Genomic DNA, 24,246 nt, shown 5'->3' with positions numbered 1-24,246 from the left:
AGAAGTTCTTTAGTCGGGTAGTGCGGAGTACGGACCGAGAGACTACCGTCGTTGGACGGTCCCCCACCGTCCAACGGCTATAGCGGTCCAACGGCTATAGCCGTCCAACCGCACCGAGAACTATTCCTCTTCCCCGAAGGGTAGCAGAAGTTGGACGCCCTCGCCGCCCTCCCGCTCCAGATTACTGACGCTTAGCCCGAGAAGGCGCACCACAGGTACTTCGTCGATGTTCTCGCGGAGGAGCTGATACGCTACTTCCTTTAGATCGGCCAGCCTGCGGATTTCCCCGCTGAAACTGCGGCTGCGGGTGTGAATGACGAAGTGTGGACTTTTCATTTTCAGCGTGACGGTGCGCCCGAAGTTATTTTGGGCTTCCAGGTAGTCGAAAACTTTCTCCGCCAGCCAGTCGAGCTTCTCCGTCATATCCTTTAGGGTAGTAACGTCTTCGCTATAGGTGCGCTCGGCGCCGACGCTTTTGCGGTTGCGGTTCGGATTGACCGGTCGGTCATCTAGTGCCCGCACGATCCGGTAGTAGTGACGGCCGACTTTGCCGAACCGCTGGGCCATTTCCACTTCCGACAACTTCAGCAGATCCGCTCCGGTCCGGTAGCCCATCTTATGCATCCGCGCGGCGGTTACTTTACCGATACCGTGGAAGTCCTCGACGGGCAGGGCCGATAAAAAGCCGGCGGCCTCCTCCGGCATGATGACCTTCATGCCGTTGGGCTTATTGATGTCGCTGGCCACCTTAGCCAGAAATTTATTGAAGCTCACGCCCGCCGAAGCCGTGAGCTGGGTGGTGGCGAATATTTCATCCCGGATTGCCCGCGCGATGAGGGTGGCGGAGGAGGGCCCCCGTTTGGTTTCGGTCACATCCAGGTATGCTTCGTCGAGACTGAGCGGTTCCACCAAGTCGGTATAGGAATAAAAGATTTCCCGGATCTGATTGGAAACCTCCCGGTATTTGTCGAAGCTCGATTTTACGAAGATGAGCTCCGGACAGAGCCGCTTTGCCGTAATACTCGGCATGGCGGAACGTACCCCGTATACCCGGGCTTCGTAGCTGGCCGCCGCGACTACCCCACGCATCTTGCTCCCTCCGACGGCGATGGGTTTGCCGCGGAGTTCCGGATTGTCCCGCTGCTCGACGCTGGCGAAGAACGCATCCATATCGATGTGGATGATCTTACGCAGTTCAGTAGGGAGCCGACGGTTGGCTTTTCGCTTCCATTTCATGCATGAGCGCTTCGGTATCGGCGGTCAGTTCTTCGAGTTTACGTTGGGCCGACCGGCTTAGTTCATCCCCTCCCCGCAGTCCGGTCTCGATCGACTCCCGGCGCAGGCGGAGACTGTCCAGTTCTTCCCGCAGGTCGGCGTCCCCCAGGGCATCCGTCGTCTCCTTTAATTCGGAAAACAGTGATTCCAGTCGGTCGAGGGCGTCGTCGTATTTGCCCTCGCTCAGTTTTGCCCGTTCGCTGCGCAATAAATCCCAGGCGTCCGCCCCCAAGTCCCGTGCCTTGTTGACAATGGCCCGACTCTGCGCCCGCTCCGCCGACGTACCGTAGAAGTAGTTGTAGGCGAGCAGGCCAACCACCAGTAATAGCAACAACTTAAAGAGCGTACGAAACATAACCGCGGACTTTCACCAAAGATACGCCCGATAGACGGGTCTTTCTGTTGCATTTGTAGATCCCGGCGCGGCGGAACCCGGGGGCAACACCTACAATACGTAATCAATTTGGTAAAATTAGGACCGTATATGGCTGACCCTTAGTTGAAGGAACAAGACTACTTAGCAAAATAATTACAAATATTTTGTTTTAAACTTGGTTTGTATTCCAACATGGACTAAATTTGTTGCATCACCATCAGGTTTCAAACATGGACCTAACTATTCGAGTCAGCAAGAAGGGGACACGCGTCGTTAAAGCTTCGGAGCTACACCGTGCGCTGGGTTTGTCCGATCATCACTACCAGGCGAACGTGCGGACCTGGATCAAGGACGTGTACCAGTTTGCCGACGGTATTCGCAAGCCGGTGGGTATGCAGGATTACGCGCGGTCGACGAATACGAAAACCGATGTTGTCCACGAATACTACTTCAACCTCGAGCTGGCCCGTTTGGTCGCACTGGCCACCAAGTCGCGGGTAAAGCAGGCCATTGCCACTAAGCTGAGCAAGGAAGAAGCGATCTACCCCGAACGTGTGCAGCTGACCGCCGAGCAGACGCTCGAACTGCTGGAACAGACTAAGGCCATGACGCGCTTCAGCTGCCAGACCGCCGCGGAGGAGCGCCACCTTAAGGAGTACGTGCGCCGGACCGGTTCGGCGGACTACTGGAATCGCTACCGAGTCGATAACGTGGTGAAGATTACCATGGACGAGCTCCGGGAGGGTTTGCAGGAACGGAACATTCCCTTCAACCGGAATCACCGCGTACGGGAATTACTGCTCCGCTTTGATCCGCTGGAATGTATCCGAGTGGGGATTGTCGATCACTACGCCGCCCAGGGATATAGCATCCCGTACGCTCTGCAGCTGGGCAAGCTAGCCCGCGAACTGGCCGAAAATATGCGTCTGGAGGTATCCGACGACCGCCAGGGGGAAGGGCTGTTCACCACGCCGGCCGACGTCGACCTTATTCGGCAGCTGCAGCGGGCTGCGGCGTAGCCATCTCCACGTAGCGGAAGAACCAGTAGACCAGTAAGGCGCTGTCGCCCTGGTAGTCAACTTCCCGTAGACTCTCGCGGTAATTTGCGAGCAGTTCCTCGTCCTTGTCCAAAAAGGGCCGCAGCGTTTTCAACAGCTTGGTGTACCGGGGAAAATCCGCGGCCGGGGGCACGTCCTTCGCGCCGAGTTTGCGACAGACCGTCTGCAACAAGTCGGTCGAGTAGGGCGCATAGATCTCCGGATACTGCCCCATCAGGTACAGCGACACCATGTTGTAGTCGTCGTCGTGGTAGTGGGTGGGTATCCGAGCCTTGGGCTTCGCGTCCCGGTAGCGATTGAAGAGCTCGTTGATGTAAAAGACAAATCGCTGGATCCGTCCTTCTAGGTCCCGATCTTCGCTGAAGAGATCGCGGAATGCGTCGCGCGCGAAATCGGGTTCCCATTCCAGGATGGCCAGCATGCTTCGTTTGGGATCGTACCCGCCCCGGCGGTAGTGGCGCCGGTTGGTTTTACTGTCCAGGGCGGCATCGTAGCTCTCGGCCAGTTGCTTAGATTCCACGTTGAAGTGGTCCTGCCAGTTTTTTTGGGTTTCCCAGAGGGGGAGGAGCTCCCGGGCCTCTTCCGTCATCATCCATACTTTGAATTCCGCGACGGCTTTCTGAATCTTGGGCACTTGCATCGGCCAAATTTACGATCTTCGACAATGCGTGAGTTGCATATTCCGGATATTCCGACACAACTTCCGGAACTCTACGGAATGTACCGTGACTACGACCTCGTCGTCGATAGCCGGCTAATTAGTAAGCCCGGGGACGCGCTGTTCCTCGCGCTTCCCGGCGAACGTCGTGACGGTCACGCCTTTATCGCGCCGTTGGTTCGTGCCGGGGTGACCCAGTTTGCCGTAGCCCGCGACCGGATCGACGACTACCGACAGGAAATCGAGGTCGCCGCGGCACTACAGCATGACGCTGACGGAAGCGACCGACTCACCCTACTGATCGTCGACAGCCCCTTACGCTTGTTACAGGAACTTGCCCGCTTCCACCGACAGCAGTTTCGTATTCCCGTAGTAGGCATTACGGGGAGCAACGGGAAAACGATCGTAAAGGACTGGTTGAGTGAAGTGCTCTCGACGGAGTACCGGGTGTGCGCCAGCCCCCGTTCCTACAATTCGGCCATCGGCGTTCCGCTCTCCGTGTGGCGAATGAACTCCACGCACGAAGTGGCCATATTCGAGGCGGGAATCAGTCGGCCCGGACAAATGCAATTGCTGCGCGACATCATGCAACCTACGGGGGGCATACTGACTAGCCTGGGCACCGCCCATTTGGCTAATTTCGACTCCGCGGATGAACTCCGGGCCGAGAAGCTGAGCTTATTTCAGCACACCGATTGGGTGGTCCTTCCCGCCGAGCTTTGCGCGACGGATCAAGCAGTCGCCGCGTTGTTCGGAGTGAAAGTTCACCGCTGGGTTGGGGAGGGAAGAACGGGACTCGACCTCAACGGCCAAGTCCTTGACATTACCTTCCCCGACTGGCCGGCACCCTACCTCGCCAACGGTCGGTCGGTAGTCACCTGCGCGCTGCAACTGGGCATGGAGCTACCGGCCCTGCAAACGGCCATAGAGAAATTAGTTCCGCTGAGCAACCGACTGGAACGCCGGGAAGGACGGGACGGCGGGCCCGTCATTAACGACAGTTACAGCAACGATCTGACCGCCCTGGCGGCGGCCATTCAGTTCTCCGCAACCCACGATCCATTTAATCACCTGACGCTCATCCTGGGTACGGTTCAGGCCGTGGAAAACCGGGAGGCCCGCCTGACCGCGTTGCTCCACGGCCGCGCACGACGACTGATTCTGGTGGGTTCGGATCATGAGTCGTTGCGGGACGCCTTTCCCGACTGCGAGTACTACGCATCGGTTGATCTCCTATTGCGGAATCTGCACCGACTATCTTTCCGCGAACAAACGGTACTGGTCAAGGGGGCTAGTTACGAGCACTTCGAACGGATCGCCGATCTACTGACCGGCCAGGTTCACCGGACCATTCTGGAGGTCGATCTGCCGGCCCTGCGCCACAATTTCCGAACGTACCGCAGCCGCATTCCCCCTGGTTGCGGGATGATCGTCATGGCCAAGGCCTCGGCGTACGGCAGCGGGGCCCTTCCCGTAGCCCAGGCCGTGGAGGACGCCGGGGCGGAGTACCTCGCCGTAGCCTATCCGGAAGAGGGGCGGGAGCTGCGACGGGGGGGCATCACCCTGCCGATCATGGTACTTAACGCGGAGGTGTTCAGCTTTCCCCTGCTGGCGGAGTACCAACTCGAACCGGTAGTTCATGATCTCACCCAGTTGCGACTAGCGGCTTCGCTGGACCTGCCGGTGCACGTGGAGCTGGACACCGGTATGGGCCGACTCGGGTTTCGGCCGGATGAATTCAGGAAACATTTTTCCGCACCCTCTCCGGAAACGCAAGCTGCTATCCGGTCGCTCTTCACCCACCTCGCCGCGGCGGAGGATGCTCGACACGACGATTTTACCCACCACCAACTCGATCTCTTTGATGAGTTGTACGCGGTGTTTCGGGCGGGCGGCGGCGCGCGGGTCCGGCGTCATGCCCTGAACAGCAATGGAATCACCCGGTTTGTCCGAGGCACGTACGAAATGGTGCGCCTCGGGATAGGCCTGTTCGGGGTTGGTGACCGCGAGCTTCGTGCTCAGCTGCAGCCGGCGCTTAGTCTAACCACCACCGTAACCTCCCTGACCGACCGTCGTGCCGGCGAAAGCATCGGGTACGGGCGTCGCGGGGTGTTGGACCGGGACCGCCGTATTGCGGTACTGAGTGTAGGGTACGCGGACGGGCTGCCGCGACTGGCGGGAGGAGGAAACTTTGCCGTACGGATACACGGGCGTCCCGCACCCACCATCGGAACCATCTGTATGGACATGTGCACCGTTGACGTATCGGTAATCCCCGAGGTGAGGGTAGGGGACCGGGTGACCATTTTCGGACCCGAGCACCCGATCGAACTCCTGGCCGACGCGGCCCGGACCATTCCCTACGAGATTCTGACGGGCATCGGACCGCGGGTGCATCGCATCTATGTCGGAGAGTGACATAACTTGGGCCCCCATGAAGATCATATTTTTGGATCCCCCGGCTCACCCCTTTCTGCGGGACGCGCTCGAAGCGGATGGGCACTTAGTCGATGATCACAGCTCCTGCGCCCGCGCCCGTGTCCTGTCTATTCTGCCGGAGTACGACGGTATCGTGGTCCGGTCGCGCCTGAACATCGATCGGGCGTTGCTGGATGCCGCCGGCCCCCGCCTGAAGTTCGTGGCACGCTGGGGAGTGGGTACCGATCACATAGATCTTGACTACGCCCGGGAACGCGGGGTGACCGTATTTAACAGTCCCGAGGGGAGTAAGCATACGGTGGCCGAACATACCGTAGGCATGTTACTGATGCTACTCAACCACCTGGGGCGGGCCGATCGTCAGGTAAGGGCCGGGCAGTGGGTACGGCGCGGAAACACGGGGACCGAACTCCAGTACCTGACCGTCGGGCTCATCGGTTACGGAAATATGGGACAGATGACGGCCCGCCGGCTCAGTGGGTTCGGTTGCCGGGTCATCACCCACGATAAGTACCGCTCGGATTACGGCGACGACTACGCGACCCAGGTAAGTTTGGAAGAGCTACAGGCCAAAGCAGATGTGGTAAGTCTGCACATTTTCCTGGAGGGCAATCACAACTACGTAGATCGGGACTGGATCGAACGCTTCGCCAAGCCGATCTACCTGATCAATACGGCGCGGGGGCAGGTCGTACGTACGGCCGATCTGGTGGAAGCCATGGAGTCGGGACGTATTCTGGGCGCCGCCCTGGACGTGAACGAGTATGAGGAACAGAGTTTCGTGAAGCTGGATCCCGATCAACTGCCCGAGCCCTACCAGTACCTGCGGCGCAGCGATCGTACCGTACTCACGCCCCACATCGCCGGATGGAGCTTCGAAGCCGAAGAAGGCCACGCCCGCACCCTATACCAAAAAATTACCCGGGCCTTCGCCTAGGAAGCCCCTACAATTATAGCTACATGCGTTACGCGCTATCCCTTATCGCTTTTCTCCTGACGATCGCCCCCCTGAGTGCCGGGGGCGGGATGTGGTTGCCCCTCCTGCTGGAAAACCTCAATGAGGAGGAAATGCAGTCGATGGGCATGGAAATCTCGGCCGAGGATATTTACAGCATTAATGCCGGCAGCCTAAAGGACGCCATCGTGCACTTCGGCGGCTTTTGCACCGGGGAAGTGATCAGCAACCGGGGACTGGTTCTCACGAATCATCACTGCGGTTTCGGCGCGATTCAGGACCACTCCACCCTGGAACATAACTATCTGGAGGACGGATTCTGGGCGATGAACACGCAGGAAGAATTGCCGAATCCGGGACTGTTCGTGACCTTCATCGAGCGCATCGACGACGTAACGGATCGGATCACGGCGGGCATTACGGATACCACCGACGAGCGGGAACGGGCACGTATCATCCAAGTGAATACCGCGGCGCTGAAGGCTACCTACGAGTTGCCCGCGCACACCGAGGTGCTGATCAAACCCTTCTACGAGGGCAACCAGTACTATGCCTTCGTCACGAAAACCTATCCCGACGTGCGGCTGGTGGGCGCACCTCCGTCGTCGATCGGTAAGTTTGGTGCCGACACCGATAACTGGGAATGGCCACGGCATACCGGCGATTTCAGTCTGTTCCGCATCTACGCCGCCCCGGACGGAAGCCCGGCGGACTACAGCGAAACGAACGTGCCCCTCGTACCCAAACGCCATCTAGAAGTAAGTACCGCCGGGGTGAAACCGGGTGACTTTTCGATGATCTTCGGTTTTCCGGGCACTACGGATCTGTACCTGCCCGCCACGGCGATGGTGCAGCGGACCGAGGTGATCAATCCCATTCGCATTGGGATGCGCGACCGCAGCCTAGCCGTCATCGATAGCGCCATGCGGGCCGACCCTCAGGTAAGAATCGACTACGCCTCCAAACAAGCCCGCATCGCCAACGCCTGGAAGAAGTGGCGGGGGGAAAGTCAGGGAGTAGCAGCCGTCGGAGCCATCGAACAACGACGCGCGCTGGAGCGGGAGTTCCGGCAGCGGCTGGAGGCAAAGCCGACCGCCCGCGCGGAGTACCAAGCCTTGTTACCCGAGTTGGAGCGACTGTACGCCGACCGGCTGCCGGCCGAAATCGTTCGCGCTTACGTGGGAGAGATCAACTATAACGTCGACTTATTCCGGATGGCCAACCTCCTGGAGGCCCGTATGCGGATAGCCGACAACAACGGCGCGGAAGCCTTCAGACAACGGGTACCCGCCCTGCTGGAAGATCTGCGCGCTTTTTACCGGGGGTATCATCCGGACATCGACCGGCGGGTAGCCAGGTCCTTGTTTGAAGCATACGTGGCTGCCGTCTCACCGGACGATCAGTCGCCCTTCGTACGGGATCAACTTGCATTTGCGGGTACTCCGGGTAAACTGATTGACGAGCTGTTTGCCGGAAGTTATCTCACCCGTGGAGACCGGCTCATCGAATTGCTGCAACGGGACCCCGAAGAGTTTGTCGAGTACGTACGGGCGGACCGGGCGTTCCAGTTCGCGCGCCAACTCAACCGGCACAATGAGCGGCACGTGATCGATTACTACAACGCTTACGCAGAACGGATCAACGGCCTCCAGCGTGCCTATATGGATGGACTATTGCGGTTCTTTCCGGACCGGCGGTTCTACCCGGACGCGAACAGTACGCTGCGCGTCAGTTACGGTAAATACGAAGGATTCACGGGCCTGGAAGGGGAGACCTTTACCCACCAGACCTACCTCGACGGCGTCATGGATAAGTACGTGCCGGGCGACTACGAATTCGACGTACCGGAGAAACTGCGCACCCTGTACCGGGAGAAGGATTACGGCCCCTACGCCACGGAGGACGGCCGTATGCCCGTCTGCGTGCTGGGATCTAATCACACGACCGGTGGCAACAGCGGAAGTCCCGCGCTGAACGGCAAGGGACAACTGGTGGGTTTGAACTTCGACCGAACCTGGCAGAGTACGATGTCCGACGTGCACTACGATCCCGCCATTTGCCGCAACATCATGGTGGATATTCGCTACGTGCTCTTCCTGATCGACAAATTCGGGGGTGCGCCCCATCTGGTCGCCGAGATGACGGTAGTGGACTGAGGGGAGGCCGGCTGCTCTCTAAGGCGTAATGACCAGGCGTCGGGTGGAAAGTCGCCCGTCGAGAGTCATGCGCAAAAAGTAGACGCCCGGAGATAGGGAGGCCGTAGATATGGTTTGTTGAAACGATCCGTTGGTTAGCTGTACGCCGTCCCTGCGGAGCAGTTGTCGTCCGTCGGAGGAAAACAGCGTGTACTCCAGCCGCCCATTCGTGAGGCCGCTGCCACTGAGCCGTAGCTCCTGCCCGCCGCCGACGGGGTTGGGAGCAAGACTGATGGCGGCATCGAAGGCCGGATCGATCGTAGCGGTGGTCGTGGCTCCGTTGCGGAACTGGCTGATTTCGCTGAACGATCCGCTGAGATCATAACGGTTCAGCGGGCGGACCCGCCAGTAGTATCGCCGGTTGGGGGTCAGGATATTGCGGATGACCGCGCTGGTGTCGGACGTAAAGAAGGAGGTGAAGACGCTGCCGTTGAAGTTGGAGCTGATGTTGAGCTGAACCAGGTAAAAGTCGGCGTTGGGTACGGTGTTCCACACCAGCGTGACCTCATCCGAATAAGTAGCCACGGCACGATCGGCGGGAGAAAGAATGGTGAGGTCTTCCGCCCGTGCCGCCGCGAAGGCCGGAGGGTTGGTGATGGCCAGTCCGGTGCGTCCTCCGAGGTTGGTGGTCATGGCGGTAATCTGCTCCTCCGAAAACTCTTCTACGCAGCGGTCGTTGGCGTAGGACATGATGTTCTTACCGTGCACCACGAAGCGGGTGGAGTCGGGATCGAGCAGGCTGTCGGCGTAGACGCCCGCGTTGTTACACTGCCAGCGCTCGGGAAGGTAATCGGGGGGCGTATCGCAGAAACCATCGGCCGCGTCGGCGCAGTTGCTGCCGTCGACCCGTTCCACTTCGACCGACTGGCGGCCGAGGGTGACGGTGGTGGGAGCGGGCTTGTCGAAGGCCTCGACCTTGCTGATCTCTCCGACGCCTTCCCAGCCGTAGAAGGTATGGGGAAGTCCGAGGAAGTGCCCCACCTCGTGACTCCAGGTGCGGTCACCTCCATTGATGCATCCGACTCCCAGTACGATGGCATCCTCGGCGGCGCTGTAGTATCCGCAGTTGCCGGCGGGATTGCCAACGACGTAGTTGTTGAAGACGTTGCGGCGATTGAAGTTGGTGAGCAGATCGCGACCGTTATTAAAGTCATGGTCGTAATAGATCGAGCTGTTCAAGTAGTCGATGTCGCCGTCGATATAGAACTGAATGTTGAGTCCGCTGAAGTCCTGGTTCAGTAACTGGAAGCTCTGGACGAGCGTCAGCGGATCGGCGTAGCCCGAACCTTCGTCTTCGCCCACGATGGTGAGGTGGACGGGGATGTACTGGGTGGCGGCCGACTTGGGCAGCGGAGCGATCTTACCGGCCTGGTATTTATCCAACCACGGGGAGCGCCCGGTGGTGCCGCAAACCTGGGTTGGCGGCGACGTTTGGGCGGGCAGTTGGCACACCGTGAAGAAGAGTAGTAAACTAAAAACCGTTAGTCGCTTTATCGTCATCGGGGGAAGGTAGGGTTGGGTAAAAGTACCCCGGAGTCCCCTGATAAACGGTCAGTATCGCGGCATTTGTGGGCGTCAGCACAAATTTGGCTACTTTCGCCAACTCCCTGAATTAATCTTAACCCGTACTGCCTCCACCGGAGGAGTACAGCCAAATCAATTTAAACGAACAGCAATAATGAGTAAAGTAACTGTTGTCGGCGCCGGAAATGTCGGAGCCACCGTCGCCAATGTTCTCGCCCATAAGGATCTGGTCCGCGAAGTCGTGGTCCTCGATATTAAGGGTGACATGGCCCGGGGTAAGGCCCTGGATTCCTGGCAGCAGGCCAGCATTGATAATTACAGCACCCGGCTCACGGGTACGGAGGACTACGCCGCCACCGCCGATAGCGACATCGTGGTCATTACCGCCGGTATCCCCCGCAAGCCCGGCATGAGCCGCGATGACCTGATCTCGACCAACGCCAAGATCGTGACCATGGTGACCAAGTCGATCATGGAATACTCCAAGAACCCCATCATCATTGTCGTGTCCAACCCGCTGGACGTCATGACCCACGCCGCGCACAAGGCCAGTGGTCTGCCCCGCAACCGGGTGTTCGGTATGGCCGGCATCCTGGATACGGCCCGCTACCGCGCCTTCCTCGCTACGGCCCTCGACGTCAGCCCGAAGGACATCCAGGCAATGTTGCTCGGTGGCCACGGCGATACCATGGTGCCGCTGCCCCGCTACACCACCGTCAGCGGTATTCCGGTGACCGAAATGATCTCGGATGAGGATCTCGACGCCATTGTCGAACGCACCAAATCGGGTGGGGGAGAGCTCGTCAAACTGATGGGCACTTCGGCCTGGTATGCTCCCGGCGCCGCCGCCGCTCAGATGGTCGCCAGCATCGTCCGCGACGAGAACCGCATCTTCCCCTGCTGCGCCCAGCTGGACGGAGAGTACGGTATGTCCGGCATCTTCCTCGGCGTCCCCGTTAAGCTCGGTAAGGAGGGCATCGCCCAGGTCATCGAACTCAAACTCAACGATCAGGAAATGGACCTCCTGAACACCAGCGCCGACCACGTACGGGAAGTGATGGAGGTTTTTGAGGGACTGGATATTTAGAATGGTGGAATGGTAATGTGGTAGTCAAGTAATGTGGTAGTTTGGTATGACCAGATTACTACCCTACCACACTACCACCCCCCCCCTCCCCCCAACCTTTACCTCCCCCCGCGCGTATAAAGGATCACTCCTTATCAATCCTTCCGCGCTGTGCCAGATATTAAGCCTACCGTACTCAACCCCCAGGAAGCCGAAAAACTGGAACGGATCGCCTTTATATTGAAGACGGTCGCGCATCCACTCCGTCTGGGCATCGTGCACTTGCTGGAGCAGCATCCGCGACTGAGCGTGAGTAACATTACGGACGCTCTGGAAAGCGAGCAGTCGTTGGTAAGTCACCACCTGCAGACCATGAAACTGAAGGGCATCCTCAGTGCTAAGCGCGACGGAAGATCCGTGATGTACTCCCTGAAGGAACGGGACGTCAGTCTGATCATCGAGTGTCTGGAAAATTGCCAGTGCAATATGTAAAGGTTCCCCACCGGAAACCCTGGCTTTTCCGATTTAGCCGGCTCCTGCGGCCCCGCCCCGGTACCAGGAGCGAACTCCTTGCCTATATTTGCGGCCATGACGGAAAAGGTGCTCATCCTCGATTTTGGCAGCCAGTATACTCAGCTTATCGCGCGCCGGATCCGCGAGCTCAATGTGTACAGCGAGATCGTACCCTACAACAAAGTGCCCAAACTGGACGACAGCTACAAAGCGGTCATCCTCAGCGGCAGTCCCTTTAGCGTGCGGGAAGAGCGTGCCCTGCGGCCCGATCTGGAGGCGATCATCGGCAAGCGCCCGGTGCTCGGCATCTGCTACGGCGCCCAGTACATCGCCGACTACTACGGCGGTACCGTCAGCCGCAGCCTGAAGCGGGAATACGGCAAGGCCAATCTGGGCAGGGTACACCGCTCCGCCGGACTGTTCGAAAAGATCGAAACCGGCTCCCAGGTCTGGATGTCGCACGGGGATACGATCCAGGACCTGCCCGACGGATTTGAGTTGCTGGCCTCCACGGCGGACGTGGAAGTGGCCGCCTTTGGTAGCGAAAATGGTCGCTTTGGTGCACCGGTTTACTGCATTCAGTTTCACCCCGAGGTGTACCACAGCCTGGACGGTACCCAACTGCTCCGAAATTTCGTGATCAATATCGCGGGCTGCTCCGGCGACTGGACTCCCGCCCACTTCATCGAGCAAACCGTGGAAGAACTACGGACGAAGGTCGGGGAGGATCGCGTACTGCTCGGCCTCAGCGGCGGCGTGGACAGCTCCGTGGCCGCCATGCTGCTGCACCGGGCGATCGGAGACCGCCTGTTCTGCTTCTTTATCGATAACGGATTGCTCCGTAAGGATGAGTTCGAGGAGGTGGAACGCAGCTACGAAGGTATGGGGCTCAACGTGACGGCCATCGACGCTAAGCAGGAGTTTTACTCCGCTCTCGCCGGCGAATCGGATCCCGAACGCAAGCGCAAGGCTATCGGACGGGTGTTCATCGAAGTATTCGAGCGGGAAGCCAAGAAACTGACGAACATCAAGTACCTCGCCCAGGGAACGATCTACCCCGACGTGATCGAAAGCGTCAGCGTTCACGGACCGTCGGTCACCATCAAGAGTCACCACAACGTGGGGGGACTGCCCGAAAAGATGGGACTAAAGATCGTGGAACCCCTGCGCAACCTGTTCAAGGACGAGGTTCGTCGCGTAGGGGGAGAACTCGGTATGCCGGCTCACCTCATCGGGCGACATCCCTTCCCCGGCCCTGGTCTCGCCATCCGCATTCTGGGCGACATCACCCCCGAGAAGGTGCGGCTCCTCCAGGAGGCCGATGCGATCTACATCAATAAAATGCGGGAGTACGGACTGTACGACCAGGTCTGGCAGGCCGGAACCATCCTGCTGCCCGTGCAGTCGGTCGGCGTGATGGGCGACGAGCGCACTTACGAGCAGGCCGTCGCGTTAAGGGCCGTGACATCCACCGACGGCATGACCGCCGAATGGAGTCATCTGCCCTACGAGTTCCTGGCCGCCGTGTCCAGCTCCATCATCAATAACGTTAAAGGAATTAACCGCGTCGTTTATGACATCAGTACCAAGCCGCCGGCTACCATCGAGTGGGAATAACGCCCTGTATTACTGTCTGCTGGCGCTGCTGCTGACGACGGTCACCACTTCCTGCGAACTCTTCCGGCCGGTCGATTCGACCCGTCCGACCACCGGCACCCGGCCCGGCCGCGGCGGCGACGACCTCGACCCCGTGCAGAGCCGCCGGGTATTCGACCCGGAAACCGGCACCTATATCTACGTCAACGCCCCCACCGAACCCATGGATACGGTACAGTGGAAGGAGGTAGCGAGCGAGGAGGTTACGCCTATTGTCGAAGACGGCAGTCACGCCTACGTCGCTCCTGCTCCCGTTGCTCCCGCGGCACCGGGACTGCCCCCCGTCCGCCAGACCGGTACCGGCCGCAACGGATCGCGTTTACTGACCGGCTACGGCGTCGATTTCGTGCTGCCCTTCCTGTCGGACCGTTACCGGGAGGATACCGAGCGGCTCGACGCCAATTCACTGTGGGCCCTCCACTTTTACAGCGGAGCCGAACTGGCCCTGGAGGAGTTGCGGGAACCCAGCATCAGCTTCGACGTGCGCGTCCAGGATTCCCGCGCGAACGCCCGCAAGGTGGAGTCGATCATTGCTTCCCCGGAGTACCAGCGGTCGCAACTCATCATCGGACCCTACCTAAAGGAGCAGGTGACCCAACTTGCCGACGCGGTGCGCGGTCAGGAGAAAGTCCTCATCTCCCCGTACAGTGCCGCCACCGGCATTACGGAGTCTAACCCAAACTACATTCAGGTAAACCCGACCCTGGAAACGCACCTGCGCAGCTTACTCGGCCATGCCTTCCGCACCCAGGGTGCCGACCGTATCGTACTGGTCGCGCAATCCGGTCAGCGGGCCCGCCTGGCCTATTTTCAGGATGAATATAAGCTGCTGACGGGTGACGATCAGGGCGAGCCGCTGGAAGAACTGGTGATCAGCGGAGCCATTCCGGATCTCTCCCAGTACCTGCGCGGACGCCGCACCGTGTTCATGGTTCCGGTCTATGAAGACGAGGCCTTCGTCTCCAATTTCCTGCGCCAGGTATACCAGACTACGCTCGCGGAGCGGGGGGACAATGTGGCCGTCTACGGCTTGCCGCAGTGGGCGGAATTTCAACGGCTCAACTCCGATTTCGTGCAGGGTGTCAACGTGCACATCAGTAGCAGCGTGTTTATTGATTTGCTCGACCCCGAGGTGCGGGAGTTCCGGCGTAAGTTCTACGATCGCTATGCCGCCCTTCCCCGCGACGAGGCCTACATCGGTTACGACGTCACGTCCTACTTCCTCCGGATGGCGGCCCGCTACGGTACCCGCTTCCAGTTTGAACTGGAGCGGCACCCCGAGGACATGATGCACACCAGTTTCCGCTTCGCGCCCGTCGCGGTCGTGCCGGCTACGGCTACCGATCTGGAGGAAGCCGTCATCGATCGCTTCGAGAACAAATTCGTGAACATTCTCCGCTTCCAGGACTACGCCTACAAGCGGGTGAACTAGGCAATGCGGGTCGCGTACAGTCCGATCTACCGGTACCAGCTTCCCCCGAAGCACCGGTTTCCCATGGACAAGTACACCTTACTGCCGGAGCAACTGCTTTACGAGGGCACCCTCACGGAAAGCCAGTTCTTCACGGCCGCGCCACTCACCGAGGAGGCGATCCTGCGTACCCACACGGCAGCCTACTGGTCGAAGTTGCGTGACGGTTCCCTGAGTGCTAAGGAGGCCCGGGCCATCGGTTTTCCCATGCGGCCGGAACTGATCGCGCGCGGACGGGTGATCGCTCAGGGTACCCTGGACTGCGCGCGCTACGCCTTTCGCGACGGGGTGGCACTCAACATCGCGGGCGGCACCCACCACGCCTTTGCCGATTGGGGAGAGGGGTTTTGCGTATTCAATGACATTGCTATCGCGGCGAACGAGCTTCTCGCTACGGGGGAGATCGAACGGGCGCTGATCATCGACCTCGACGTGCACCAGGGCAACGGCACGGCCAGCATCTTCGCCCACGAACCCCGGGTATTCACCTTCAGTATGCACGGCGCACGTAATTACCCCACCCGCAAGGAGCGGTCGGACCTCGACATCGGTCTCCCCGACGGGACGGGCGACGAAGTGTACCTGGAAACCCTGAGCAACCATCTATACGGTCTGCTGGACGGCCTCCGGCCCGACATCGTATTCTACCTCAGCGGGGTGGACGTACTGGAATCCGATAAACTCGGACGGCTGTCCCTGAGCCTGCGCGGTTGCATGGAACGCGACCGCCTGGTCCTGCACGCCTGTCACGAACGGGCGCTACCCGTAGCCATCAGTATGGGCGGCGGCTACAGCGAACGATTGGCGATCATCATCGAGGCCCACGCCAACACCTACCGGGTAGCGAGCAGTCTGTACGATTAACGGAAATAGAGCATCAGGGCAATCATCGCGGCGATGAACAGCCCAACGGCCAGGAGCGGGAACTGGCTGTTCCGGTACTTATCCACCAGTCGCTCGAGGGCCTCGTTCCAGGTCAGGCGGGTGCCGATGGCTTCCCGGCAAAAAAAGAGGTAGGGGTGGGGGAGGTTCGCCAAATTGCCGTGGCGGCGCAGAATGAGGAAGTCGGCGTCGATGAAGGACAGTTCGTAGAGGAAGCTGTCGCGCATGATGCTCTCCCCGACGATGATGCGTTCTCCACTTTCCTCCACCTCGTACGCCTTCGAACCGATTTCTCCGTCGGTGACGACCCGAATCTCTCCCTGCTGGTATCCCTGAAAGCGGTAGAGGACGATCTCGGTGGCCCCGGGGCGGTCGGTCATTTTGACCCAGTTGTTGGTGTAGAGAGGACTGTCTTCCGGCAAAACGTTCGGCTCGCTAAAGCGGGAAACGGCGGGCAGTACCCCGTCAATCATAGCCTCCAGCGTTTCGTATTCCGGAAGCTGCAGGTTGAAGGGTTCGGCGATTTTATCCAGTAATCGATCTTCCATGCCGACGCTAAATTACGCCTTTGTCTTCTCGTCGGCCCATTCCGACCGCTTACCGAAGTACTTTTTAGCGACCACGAGCAGTCCGAAGCTCTCCGCGCCGTCCTTTTCGGTCACGGCGTGATGGTGTCCGTGGGCACGTAGGATGGCCCGGCTGTACTTGCCATCCAGTTGCCGGAACCAGGAGAACCGCCGGTGGATGTACACATCGTGGATGAGGAAGTAAATGAGTCCGTAGATGCTGATGCCGATCCCCACGAAGGTGAGCCAGAACCAACCGTCGACGTTGAGTCCTATAATGTAAGAGGCGGCACTCGGGATGGCGAAAACGAGGAAGAACAAGTCGTTCTTTTCGAAGAACCCATCCTTGTGGTGGGGGCGGTGGTGGTCCTCGTGCCAGATCCAGAGGGCACCGTGCATAAGGTACTTATGCGCGGCCCAGGCGACGAACTCCATGCCGGCGACCGTCAGAAGCGTAATGGCGATGTAGAGCACAACTTGCATACCCAGAACCAACAGCGGCTGCAGGACTTAGTTCAGGGCGGGTCCGCGGGAGCAATGGACTTGGCAAATCCAACATTTTGGGTGATCTTCGTTTAGTTCCGCCGGTGTGCGTTTAAGGAGTCCAATATTCAATGCTGGCTTCCGCTTCCCACATTTTACCACGCGACAAGGGACGCACTCCCGCAAGCAAACCGGAATATCGACCGAAATGGGCATTTTCAACACCGTGTAGCCGTAAGCTAAATGTGAATATGGGATGAGGTAACAGCATAAAGTTTGTACTCCGGAAGGTTCCCGGAATTTAGCGGGCGAAATCAAAATAAGACGGGGAAAAAAAGTGTTACAAAGTGGTAACTTGTGGGACAAGGTGTTACCTTAGCGTCAGCGGTGGGTAACCGTATCCCCGTTGATCGTTTATGACACATCAGTATGACTTGCTGGGCGAATTTTACGTGGCGCTTGACTCCAAGGGTCGCTTCCGTTTGCCGAGTGGATTGCTGAAGGGACTGGGCGACCGTGACACGTTGAAGTTCGTCGTCAACCGAGGATTTGACAACTGTCTCGTACTGTATCCGAAGCCGGTATGGGACGAGATCAAGACCGAGGTGGACGCGCTGAACAAGTACAACCGGAAGAACCTGCAGTTTACCAGGCTCTTCTACCGCGGTGCCAGCGAACTGGTTCCCGATTCCGCCGACCGGCTCCTGCTCCCCAAGCAGTTGCTGGCCTGGGCGAAAACGGACAAGAATCTGGTCCTGATGGCGATGAACGATCGCATTGAAATTTGGGCGGAAGCCGAATACGAAAGACTGTTGAACGAGGAAGTCGAAGACTATTCCTCGCTCGCGGAAGACGTACTCGGTGGTTCGAGTGCCGAAGACGAGGGTTCGCTATAGATGGCTTACCACGTCCCCGTACTGGCCGGCGAAAGCGTCGGTTTACTGAACCTCCGCCCGGGAGGAGTTTACGTTGATGCTACCTTCGGTGGCGGCGGCCACAGCCGCTTTATCCTCGAGCAAGCCGGGTCCATGGACCTGCGCCTGTTCGGATTTGACCAGGATGAAGCAGCCGCGGCCAATGCCCTGGACGATAGCAGATTTACCTTCGTAGCCGCCAACTTCCGCAACCTGCGCAATTTCCTGCGACTCTACGGAGTCGACCGGATCGATGGCCTGCTGGCCGACCTCGGAGTCTCCAGCCACCAGTTCGATCAGGCGGAACGCGGGTTCAGCTTTCGTTTCGACGCCGAGCTGGACATGCGCATGGGTTCGGGTACCGACCGCACGGCCGCCGACGTAGTTAATCACTACAGTCCGGATGACCTGCAAAAGGTACTAGGCGAATACGGCGAAGTGCGCAACGCCCGCTCCCTGGCCCTCGCCATCGCGGAGGCCCGGGAGCAAGCACCGATTGCGACCATCCAGGACTTCCTGCAGGTGGTTTCGCCCTGGGTCCGGGGACAACGCCCGCGCTACCTGGCGCAGGTGTTTCAGGCACTACGCATTGAGGTGAACGACGAGATCGGCGCACTTACTGATTTATTGGCGCAAGCCACCGACTTACTGATACCAACACACGGCCGACTCAGCGTGATCAGCTATCATTCGCTCGAAGATCGCATCACGAAAAACTTCCTCAAAACCGGCAACGCGGAAGGAACCGTCACCAAGGATTTTTACGGGAAGATTGACCGTCCCTACAAGATTCTGACGAAGAAACCCGTCTTGCCCTCCGCTGAAGAAATTCAGCAGAATTCCCGCGCACGTAGTGCTAAACTGCGCGCGGGGGAGCGGCTCCGGTAGACCGCCGAATCCTTTCCGAAGCGCCCCGTGCGCTTCGGAAAGTTCGACGGCCCGCAGGACCTGTGTTATTTTTACCCCGTATTGACCGCGGGAAGCTAAAAGGTGTGACAAAACATGGCAGCAAAGCGCAAGCGTGCCACGGCTATTTCCGTGCCCGCGCTCATTTTGGAAAATCTGGGATTCATCTCCTTTTTGGGAGTGTTGGCCCTGCTCTACATCGGCAACGCCCACTACGCCGAGTACAACGTCCGCCGCATCCAGGAACTGGAGTCGGACATCAAGGAAAAACGCTGGCTCTACATGTCGCTCCAGAGCGAAAACATGTACAACGGACTCCGCTCCGAGGTCGTCGACCAGGTCCGACCCGCCGGGCTCCGACTACACCGCGGCAAACCCAAAAAGATTTACGCCCCGGTAGCTAAATAGTTACTCACCCACACACTCCTCCACTCACTCACTCACTCACCCAACCACCCCGTGGCCGTAAATTTTAAAGACGAGGTACTGGTTCGCATTTTTGCCATCCTGGCGGTGGTCATCGTGCCCGTAGCCGCCCTGCTGGTGTACCGAACGGTGGATATCGCCGTGGTGCGGCAGGCGGAATTCAAGGAAATGGGGCAGGAGCGCTTCCGGGTCGTGACCGTACAGGCCGAACGCGGGAACATCTACAGTCACAACGATAACCTGCTGGCTACGTCGGTTCCGTACTTCAGCCTGCACTTCGACCCCTACGTATCCAGTCCCCGGGATTACTACGACAACATCGATAGCCTCGCACTTCTGCTCTCCCGGCACATCGACGCCCGCCACACCCCGGGTGCGTGGCGCGACAGCCTGCTCATGATGCGCGACAGCGTCAGCGGAGTAGCCAATCATTACTTCAAGTTGAAGGAAAGTGTAAGCTACAGTGAGCTGGCGCGGATCCGCAAGTTTCCCATTTTCAATCAGGGGCGCATGGGCGGCGGACTGATCGTAGAAAAGCGCGCCGCGCGGAAGCGACCCTTTGGTTGGTTGGCGCGCCGCACCATCGGCTACAGCAAGGAGGGCGGCGCCCGGGTCGGCCTGGAGGGCGCGTTCGACGAGGCCCTCGCCGGCGAGAGCGGAAAGCAGGAGATGTTCAATATGGGCAATGGCATCTGGCTGCCCACGGACAACCTCGCGATCGTGGAACCCACGTCGGGAGCGAACGTCTACACTACCCTGGACGTCAACATTCAGGACATCACCGAAAATGCTTTAGAAAACGGCGTGCGCCGTCACCGCGCGGAGTGGGGTGCCGCCATCGTCATGGACGTGAAGACGGGCGCGATCCGGGCCATGGCCAATCTCGGGGCCGTCAACGCGTCCCGCAATCGCTACGCCGAGCAGTACAACTACGCGATCTCGCGCTCCAACGAACCGGGCTCCACCTTCAAGCTGGCCACCATGATGGCCCTGCTCGAGGACGGACACGTCGATCTCGACAGCGAAGTAGACATCGAAAACGGCTCCAAAACGTTCTACGACCTCACCATGGAGGATTCCAGCCCCGCCAGCAAGGGGTGGCGGATCATTTCCGTCCGCGATGCCTTCGAGCAGTCCTCCAACGTGGGTATGGCCAAATTGGTCGACAGCCTGTACCGCGACAACGAATTTTCCGAACGCCTCAAGGATTTCCACCTCGACGCTGAAAGCGGTATCGAACTGGAAGGAGAACGGGCGCCCTTCATCAACGATACGAGCCGCGCCGAATTTTCGGGCATCTCCAAGGCGTGGATGGCCATCGGCTACGAAAGCCGCCTGACGCCCCTGCAAATGCTCACCTTCTACAATGCCGTCGCCAACGGTGGCCGCATGATGAAGCCCTATCTGGTCACCGACATTCGGCGCAGCGGCCGGGTCATCGAGGAGTACAAGCCGACCGTCATCGACAAGCGCATCGCGCAACCGGAAACCATCGAAAAGCTACAGTCGCTGCTGGAAGGCGTCGTCGACCGGGGCACGGCCAAACGGCTGAAGACGGACCAGTACCGCTTCGCCGGCAAGACCGGAACGAGCCAGCAGAACTACGGGCAAAGCAACCGGAAGAAAAAATACCAGGCCAGTTTTGCCGGCTACTTCCCCGCCGAGAACCCGACCTACAGCATCATCGTAGTAGTGAAGGACCCGACCGCCGGTGCCTACTACGGGGGCGAGGTCGCGGGACCCATCTTCCGCGAGATCGCCGACAACATCTACAACAGCATGATCGAGGTGCACGAGCCGCTGAACCAGGGGCCGCGCCCCGTGCTGTACGCCGACGAGCTTCCCAACCGGGACGCCGGCTACCTGCCCGAACTGGCGACGGTGCTGCGCTACGTCAACGTAGGTATCGATTCCCTGCCCGGTTCGGAACTGGCCCAGGTAACCGCCGAGGGCGAACGGGTGGCGCTGTCCGCCATCAACCCCGCCGGACAGAAGTTTCCCAACGTTCGCGGCATGCGCTTGCGCGACGCCCTCTACGTTCTAGAGAACGAAGGCTATACCGTCCACCCGCGCGGCGTGGGACGCGTGGTCAATATGCGCTGGCAGAGCGACGGGCGCGGGCAACGGGGAAAGGACGTCGAACTCATTCTCCGCTGATCGCATGAAGCTCCACGAACTCATAGCGCCCCTGACCCCGAGCGCCTCCCCGGAGACGACGGACATCCCCGTGGAGGGGATTGCCTTCGACAGCCGTCGGGTACGTCCCGGCTACCTGTTCGTAGCGGTGCGGGGTACCCAGGTAGACGGACACGACTACATCGACGCGGCGGTGGACGCGGGAGCCGTAGCCATCGTGGCGGAGCAAAGCTGGTATGACCAGGGCGGGAAGGCAGCCGCCGCCGTCCCGGTAGTGCCGGTAACCGACTCGGCCGTTGCGCTGGCGCAGCTGGCGGATACCTGGTACGGATCGCCGAGTCGCCAGTTGACCCTGGTGGGCGTCACCGGGACTAACGGCAAGACTACGGTCACTACCTTGTTACACGATCTATTTTGCGACCTGGGGTACCGGGCGGGCCTCCTATCCACGGTGGAGGTGCGCATCGGACGGGAAGTACGGCCGGCCACGCACACTACCCCCGACGCGTTGGCGATTCAGGCGACTTTGGCCGATATGCGGGACGCTCGCATTGACTACGTATTTATGGAGGTGAGCAGCCACGCCGTGCACCAGCAGCGGACGTACGGGCTCCACTTCGCGGGGGGCGTGTTCACAAATCTCTCCCACGATCATCTGGATTATCACGGCAGCTTTGCCGAATATATCCGGGCCAAAAAACTATTCTTCGACCGGCTCCCGAAGTCCGCCTTCGCCCTGGTGAACGCCGACGATAAGCGCGGAGCGGTCATGGTGCAGAATACAGCGGCCAAAACCTACCGCTACAGCCTGCGGACCATGGTGGATTTTCACGCACGGCTCATTGGTAACACCCCCGAGGGGCTACAAATGGAGATCAACGGCACCGAAGTGTTCTTCAAACTCATCGGTCGGTACAATGCGTACAATTTACTGGCCGCCTACGGAACCGCCGTACTGCTCGACCAGGACGTTCAGGAAGTACTCGTGGCCCTGTCCGCGCTGCGCGGAGCGGAGGGCCGCCTGGAGCACGTACCGGACCCGGGTGGCCGGGTTACCGCTCTGGTCGACTACGCCCACACCCCGGATGCCCTGCGCAACGTGCTCGAAACACTGCGCGCCCTGCTTCCGGACGGTCACCGGCTGACCTGCGTCGTGGGGGCCGGCGGTAACCGCGATCGCGCGAAACGGCCCGAGATGGCCCGCGTTACCGCCGAACTCGCGGATCAGACAATTCTGACCACGGACAACCCACGTACGGAATCACCCGAAGCCATTCTCGACGAGATGGAGGGCGGTGTTCCCGCCGCGCTGGCCCACCGGGTCCTCCGCATTACGGACCGGCGGCAGGCCATTCGCACCGCGGTCCGCATGGGGCACGAAGTGATCCTCGTGGCCGGAAAGGGGCACGAAGCCTACCAGGAAATTCAGGGGGAGCGCCACCCCTTCGACGACCGGATCGAATTAGCGAACGCCCTAAAGGAATCCGCCCGTGTTAATTGAGCTATTCGACTGGTTAAAGGCCACCTTCGGCGACTTCCCCGGGGCAAATCTCCTGGACTTCCTGAGTGTGCGCACCGGCGTAGCCATCATCGTGTCGCTGCTGCTCAGCATCGTTACCGGCGGACGCATCATCCGCTACCTGCGGCGGCAGCAGATCGGTGAGTCGGTCCGTGACCTCGGACTGGAGGGGCAGCTGGAGAAGAAGGGAACCCCGACAATGGGGGGAGTGATCATTTTGCTCGCCATTCTGCTGCCGTGTCTGCTCTTTGCGCGGCTGGACAACGTATATCTCGTCACGATGCTCGTGGCCACCGTTTGGATGGGCGCCATCGGCTTTATCGACGATTACCTGAAGATCAAGCATAAGAATAAGGACGGCCTGGCCGGCAAGTTCAAGATCATGGGACAGATCGGCCTCGGTCTGCTTGTAGCCCTCATCATGCTGCTAAGTGAGCAGGTCGTGGTCCGCATGAACGTATCCCAGGCGGAGGCCGACGGCATCACCGCCGAGCAACGCGTCGGGGAGGCCGTGACCGTCACCCTGGACGATGGCACCACCGTAGAGCGGGCAAACTACCGCACGACCCTGACGAACGTACCTTTCCTTAAGGGCAGCGTGCTCACCTACGCCAACATTTTCGGCATCGGACGGCAACTGGCCTGGGTGATCTTCGTACCGCTGATCGTATTTATCGTCACGGCGGTATCCAACGCGGCGAATCTGACCGACGGACTTGACGGTCTGGCAACCGGCACCTCCGCCATCATCGCGGGAACGCTGGCCGTGTTCGCCTACGTGGGAAGTAACGCCATCGCGGCGAACTACCTCGGCATTCTGCACCTACCGGGTACTCAGGAACTGGTCGTTTTCAGCGGATGCCTGTTCGGCGCCTGCCTGGGATTCCTGTGGCACAACAGTTTTCCCGCGGCGGTCTTCATGGGCGACACCGGCTCCCTTGCCCTGGGGGGAATTATCGCCGCCCTCGCGATCATGCTCCGCAAGGAATTGCTCATCCCCATTTTGTGCGGAATTTTCGTGATCGAAAACCTTTCCGTCATCGCGCAGGTGAGCTACTTTAAGTATACCAAGAAAAAGTACGGTGCCGGTCGGCGTATCCTGCGTATGTCGCCCCTGCACCACCACTACCAGAAGGGCGGGATGTCGGAAGTCAAGATCGTCATCCGCTTCTGGATCATCGGAATTCTCCTGGCCGTCGCCACCATCCTAACCCTCAAACTGCGCTAA

The 24,246-nt window shown here is 59.5% G+C and carries 21 protein-coding genes; 15 read left to right on the top strand and 6 right to left on the bottom strand.

Annotation, left to right across the window (positions count from 1 at the left end; translation table 11 throughout):
• Positions 1-120: 120 nt before the first annotated feature.
• Together dinB and NMA52_RS06455 are read right to left on the bottom strand one after the other, a co-directional pair.
• Positions 121-1,236 (bottom strand): DNA polymerase IV, encoded by a 1,116-nt coding sequence (gene dinB, locus NMA52_RS06460; protein WP_254826839.1) that lies wholly within the window; start codon positions 1,234-1,236, stop codon positions 121-123.
• A complete protein-coding gene (locus tag NMA52_RS06455; protein ID WP_254826838.1) occupies positions 1,196-1,630 on the bottom strand; it encodes a hypothetical protein in 435 nt (144 codons plus the stop codon). The genes dinB and NMA52_RS06455 overlap by 41 nt, the downstream gene beginning before the upstream one ends.
• Positions 1,631-1,956: 326 nt before the next feature.
• On the opposite strand from NMA52_RS06455, the gene NMA52_RS06450 reads away from it, so the two are divergent.
• The gene (locus NMA52_RS06450) at positions 1,957-2,670 is read left to right on the top strand and encodes a hypothetical protein (protein ID WP_254826837.1); all 714 of its coding nucleotides are present in this window, start codon (positions 1,957-1,959) and stop codon (positions 2,668-2,670) included.
• Here NMA52_RS06450 and NMA52_RS06445 read toward each other — a convergent pair.
• Positions 2,639-3,349: a hypothetical protein gene (locus NMA52_RS06445; RefSeq protein ID WP_254826836.1), complete on the bottom strand. Its 711-nt coding sequence runs from the start codon at positions 3,347-3,349 to the stop codon at positions 2,639-2,641. The genes NMA52_RS06450 and NMA52_RS06445 overlap by 32 nt on opposite strands.
• 24 nt (positions 3,350-3,373) lie before the next feature.
• Between NMA52_RS06445 and alr the strand changes: the two genes are divergently transcribed.
• From alr to NMA52_RS06430, 3 genes are read left to right on the top strand one after another with little or no spacing between them, the layout of a single operon-like run.
• Positions 3,374-5,785 (top strand): alanine racemase, encoded by a 2,412-nt coding sequence (alr, locus tag NMA52_RS06440; protein WP_254826835.1) that lies wholly within the window; start codon positions 3,374-3,376, stop codon positions 5,783-5,785.
• A 16-nt stretch (positions 5,786-5,801) separates the two neighbouring features.
• On the top strand, positions 5,802-6,743 hold the full coding sequence (locus NMA52_RS06435) for an NAD(P)-dependent oxidoreductase (protein WP_254826834.1): 942 nt from the start codon (positions 5,802-5,804) through the stop codon (positions 6,741-6,743).
• A 23-nt stretch (positions 6,744-6,766) separates the two neighbouring features.
• A complete protein-coding gene (locus tag NMA52_RS06430) occupies positions 6,767-8,917 on the top strand; it encodes a S46 family peptidase (RefSeq protein ID WP_254826833.1) in 2,151 nt (716 codons plus the stop codon).
• Between the two features lie 18 nt (positions 8,918-8,935).
• Here NMA52_RS06430 and NMA52_RS06425 read toward each other — a convergent pair whose 3' ends face one another.
• A complete protein-coding gene (locus NMA52_RS06425; protein ID WP_254826832.1) occupies positions 8,936-10,456 on the bottom strand; it encodes a T9SS type A sorting domain-containing protein in 1,521 nt (506 codons plus the stop codon).
• A gap of 178 nt (positions 10,457-10,634) precedes the next feature.
• Here NMA52_RS06425 and mdh point away from each other — a divergent pair, with 178 nt between their 5' ends.
• The 5 genes from mdh (at position 10,635) to NMA52_RS06400 (ending at position 16,050) form a co-directional block, all read left to right on the top strand.
• Positions 10,635-11,567: a malate dehydrogenase gene (gene mdh / locus NMA52_RS06420; protein ID WP_254826831.1), complete on the top strand. Its 933-nt coding sequence runs from the start codon at positions 10,635-10,637 to the stop codon at positions 11,565-11,567.
• 150 nt (positions 11,568-11,717) lie between these two features.
• Positions 11,718-12,038 (top strand): metalloregulator ArsR/SmtB family transcription factor, encoded by a 321-nt coding sequence (locus NMA52_RS06415; RefSeq protein ID WP_254826830.1) that lies wholly within the window; start codon positions 11,718-11,720, stop codon positions 12,036-12,038.
• 96 nt (positions 12,039-12,134) lie between these two features.
• Positions 12,135-13,676, top strand: coding sequence for a glutamine-hydrolyzing GMP synthase (guaA, locus tag NMA52_RS06410; RefSeq protein ID WP_254826829.1), 1,542 nt, complete (start codon positions 12,135-12,137; stop codon positions 13,674-13,676).
• Positions 13,633-15,147, top strand: a complete 1,515-nt coding sequence (locus NMA52_RS06405; RefSeq protein WP_254826828.1) for an ABC transporter substrate-binding protein — start codon at positions 13,633-13,635, stop codon at positions 15,145-15,147. The genes guaA and NMA52_RS06405 overlap by 44 nt, the downstream gene beginning before the upstream one ends.
• 63 nt (positions 15,148-15,210) lie before the next feature.
• On the top strand, positions 15,211-16,050 hold the full coding sequence (locus NMA52_RS06400) for a histone deacetylase (protein WP_254826827.1): 840 nt from the start codon (positions 15,211-15,213) through the stop codon (positions 16,048-16,050).
• On the opposite strand, the gene NMA52_RS06395 is transcribed toward NMA52_RS06400, so the two are convergent.
• On the bottom strand, positions 16,047-16,616 hold the full coding sequence (locus NMA52_RS06395; RefSeq protein WP_254826826.1) for a hypothetical protein: 570 nt from the start codon (positions 16,614-16,616) through the stop codon (positions 16,047-16,049). The two genes, NMA52_RS06400 and NMA52_RS06395, sit on opposite strands and share 4 nt — an antisense overlap.
• A gap of 12 nt (positions 16,617-16,628) precedes the next feature.
• Positions 16,629-17,117 carry a fatty acid hydroxylase gene (locus NMA52_RS06390; RefSeq protein WP_254826825.1) on the bottom strand — a complete coding sequence of 163 codons (489 nt, stop codon included), beginning with the start codon at positions 17,115-17,117 and terminating at the stop codon, positions 16,629-16,631.
• A gap of 416 nt (positions 17,118-17,533) precedes the next feature.
• Here NMA52_RS06390 and mraZ point away from each other — a divergent pair, with 416 nt between their 5' ends.
• The 6 genes from mraZ to mraY all read left to right on the top strand — a co-directional run bounded on the left by mraZ (position 17,534) and on the right by mraY (position 24,246).
• On the top strand, positions 17,534-18,013 hold the full coding sequence (mraZ, locus tag NMA52_RS06385) for a division/cell wall cluster transcriptional repressor MraZ (RefSeq protein WP_254826824.1): 480 nt from the start codon (positions 17,534-17,536) through the stop codon (positions 18,011-18,013).
• Complete coding sequence (gene rsmH, locus NMA52_RS06380; protein WP_254826823.1) at positions 18,014-18,919, top strand: 16S rRNA (cytosine(1402)-N(4))-methyltransferase RsmH; 906 nt, start codon at positions 18,014-18,016, stop codon at positions 18,917-18,919. It begins immediately after the preceding gene.
• A 114-nt stretch (positions 18,920-19,033) separates the two neighbouring features.
• Positions 19,034-19,345 (top strand): FtsL-like putative cell division protein, encoded by a 312-nt coding sequence (locus tag NMA52_RS06375; protein WP_254826822.1) that lies wholly within the window; start codon positions 19,034-19,036, stop codon positions 19,343-19,345.
• Between the two features lie 51 nt (positions 19,346-19,396).
• On the top strand, positions 19,397-21,520 hold the full coding sequence (locus NMA52_RS06370; RefSeq protein WP_254826821.1) for a penicillin-binding transpeptidase domain-containing protein: 2,124 nt from the start codon (positions 19,397-19,399) through the stop codon (positions 21,518-21,520).
• A gap of 4 nt (positions 21,521-21,524) precedes the next feature.
• Positions 21,525-23,000, top strand: a complete 1,476-nt coding sequence (locus NMA52_RS06365; protein WP_254826820.1) for a UDP-N-acetylmuramoyl-L-alanyl-D-glutamate--2,6-diaminopimelate ligase — start codon at positions 21,525-21,527, stop codon at positions 22,998-23,000.
• Positions 22,990-24,246 carry a phospho-N-acetylmuramoyl-pentapeptide-transferase gene (mraY, locus tag NMA52_RS06360; RefSeq protein WP_254826819.1) on the top strand — a complete coding sequence of 419 codons (1,257 nt, stop codon included), beginning with the start codon at positions 22,990-22,992 and terminating at the stop codon, positions 24,244-24,246. The genes NMA52_RS06365 and mraY overlap by 11 nt, the downstream gene beginning before the upstream one ends.

The organism is Lewinella sp. JB7, assembly GCF_024297185.1.
GTDB lineage: Bacteria > Bacteroidota > Bacteroidia > Chitinophagales > Saprospiraceae > Neolewinella.
This window is presented reverse-complemented; position numbering and strand designations above follow the sequence as displayed.